Source organism: Roseateles sp., from assembly GCF_049240545.1.
Lineage (GTDB): Bacteria > Pseudomonadota > Gammaproteobacteria > Burkholderiales > Burkholderiaceae_C > Paucibacter_A.
Window position 1 is genome coordinate 1 of sequence record NZ_JBMLSK010000305.1, and the last position, 2073, is coordinate 2073.

Below are 2073 nucleotides of genomic sequence, written 5' to 3' on the forward strand. Positions count from 1 at the left end.
GTCGCTGATGATGGTGGCTTCCTCGTTCTGGCCGCGCCGAAACAGGCGCAGGATGCGTCCTGGGAACTTAGGCTGTACAGCCCAGCGAAAGGACAGCCATAGCCAGCGATCACAGGGGTGGCCCAGCAGACTAGCCCCTAGATGCGGGCGGGGCTTGTCAGCCTTGCTTTCGTGGTACTTGTCAATCAGCGCCTGAACGCTATGATCTGATTCGGGTATTTGCATTACCCACTCCTAGTTAAGTTGGTTGACATCCCCGACCCCAAAAGGGCCGGGGATTTTTTCTTAACGCTTCGCCCAGGGAGGCGCGGCACCCTTAGCGGCGGCAGGAGCCGGGGCAGCGGCAGGAGCGGCGGCGCTAGGGGCGGTGCTGCCAGACAGCGACTTGTAGCCCTTGACCTCGTTGCTGGCACCGTACTGGGCGTCCTCTTTGATCGCCAGCTTGATGCCCAGTTGCCCGCCGATCAGTTGATCGGTGTCGCTGACTTTCGCCAGCCCAATGGCTCGCATGATCTCGCCCAGGTCAGCGCGGCCAATCTCCTCGGCCTTCGGGTTGGGGTTCTTGATGTTCAGGTTGCCAAACACCACGCGGCCTTCGTGGCTCGGGCCGGTGATGTCGTAGCGCAGCTTGATGTACTGGCCGGTGCCAGCCTTGGTGTCCTTCAGTTCTGCCTGCGTGATGGTGGCGGTGTACCAGCCAGCGGGCAGCGGCTCGTAGTTGCCACCGCTCTTGGCGGGCATCTGGTTAACGTCAAACGATTCAGAGAGGAAAGCCATGTTGTTACTCCTTGATGGTGATTTTGAAAGAGGGACGGCCGGGTTTGGCCGTGATTGCACCAGCCAGCGGCTTAGTGATCGAGTCATCGGTTGCCTTCCATACAGCCATGTTTATCTCAGGCTTCCAACGAAACAGATTCGGGAGGTGATCGGATAAGCCAGCCTCTGCGGCTAGCTCCTGCAACTTGGCGCTATCGACCTTGCGGTCAATGCGCCCTGCGATCTTGACCACCATGCCCGTAGGCTCGGCGGTTTCGGTAGTTTCAAACGCTTCGGGCAGGCCCAGCATCTTGACGATCTGGTCTTCGATCTTGCGCCGCTCGGTCACGGCGGCTTCTTCCTGCGCTTTCCAGCGCAGCCACTCGGTGCTTAAGTCTTTGAGGTCGGTCACGCCTTCCCCCCAATCTTGGCAATGATTGCTCCAAGATCCGGCGCTTCCCAAGCGGAGAGCTTGCCCGAGCGGTCCTTGGCAAGCCACAGCCCGTCGCTGTCGCACATCAGCGCACGCTGCGTCACACCCTCGGCATCGCGCTCAACGCGCAGGGCCAGCACCTCGTCGAAGAAGTAGGGCAGACCTTGCGTCAGGCTCTTGCCGGGCATCCCCGGGTTGTAGAGCATCTTGCCCATCTCGTCTTGCGACTTCTCCAGCTTGGCGCTCATGTAGACATGCTTGCCCGGCAGGTCGCGGAAGGCCCGGATCAGCTCCTGCATCGTCGTATTCATCTCGCCATACGCTGCGCGTCCGTCCTTGTTCTTCTTCAGTTCATAGGCCAGCACAACCTCGGCAACCTCGCTGATGGAGTCCAGCGCCACCGACTGAAAGCCCGCGGCCTCCTTGCTGTCCTTACACCAAGCGAACGCCTCGCGCAGATCGTCCATCGAAGCGATTTCGATGTAGGGAATGTCAGCGTCCTGTATGGATAGCAGGCCACCCTCGGCTGAGAGGACAATCGGGTTGGGCAGCGTCTTGACCAGCGAGGTCTTGCCCGCTCCGGCCTGGCCGTAGACGAGCAGCTTCACTCCGTTGGCAGCAAGACTGCCTGTTGATTTCAAATTGATAGCCATGCGGCTCTCCTGGTTGGCACCTCCTTCTGGAAATCAGTTCGAGGTGTCTTGCCACTCTAACCCGATTCGCGGTACAGTGCAACCCGTTCGCTAAAAAAATATCAGAGGGTGCAAAAATGTTGACGCTTGAGCAGATCAAGAGCAGGCTGGCAGATGCCAATCTGCGGCGTGTAGCACAGAATGCCGGGATTCACCCGGCGACTGTGTACCGATTTATGAATGAGGACAGCA

The 2073-nt window shown here is 59.3% G+C and carries 3 protein-coding genes and 1 pseudogene; all 4 read right to left on the reverse strand.

Annotated features, from left to right (window positions below; translation table 11 throughout):
* Positions 1-225: pseudogene (locus tag ACOVRJ_RS19230) on the reverse strand (hypothetical protein); the annotation flags it as partial.
* A gap of 60 nt (positions 226-285) precedes the next feature.
* On the reverse strand, positions 286-777 hold the full coding sequence (locus ACOVRJ_RS19235; protein WP_422045437.1) for a DUF669 domain-containing protein: 492 nt from the start codon (positions 775-777) through the stop codon (positions 286-288).
* Positions 778-781: 4 nt separating this feature from the next.
* The gene (locus ACOVRJ_RS19240) at positions 782-1168 is read right to left on the reverse strand and encodes a DUF7173 family protein (RefSeq protein ID WP_422045438.1); all 387 of its coding nucleotides are present in this window, start codon (positions 1166-1168) and stop codon (positions 782-784) included.
* Complete coding sequence (locus ACOVRJ_RS19245; protein ID WP_422045439.1) at positions 1165-1842, reverse strand: ATP-binding protein; 678 nt, start codon at positions 1840-1842, stop codon at positions 1165-1167. The genes ACOVRJ_RS19240 and ACOVRJ_RS19245 overlap by 4 nt, the downstream gene beginning before the upstream one ends.
* Positions 1843-2073: the final 231 nt, after the last annotated feature.

Bases quoted from the DNA above. Each gene is read 5' to 3' on its own strand.
- ACOVRJ_RS19235 (WP_422045437.1), bottom strand. From the start codon at position 777: ATGGCTTTCCTCTCTGAATCGTTTGACGTTAACCAGATGCCCGCCAAG.
- ACOVRJ_RS19245 (WP_422045439.1), bottom strand. From the start codon at position 1,842: ATGGCTATCAATTTGAAATCAACAGGCAGTCTTGCTGCCAACGGAGTG.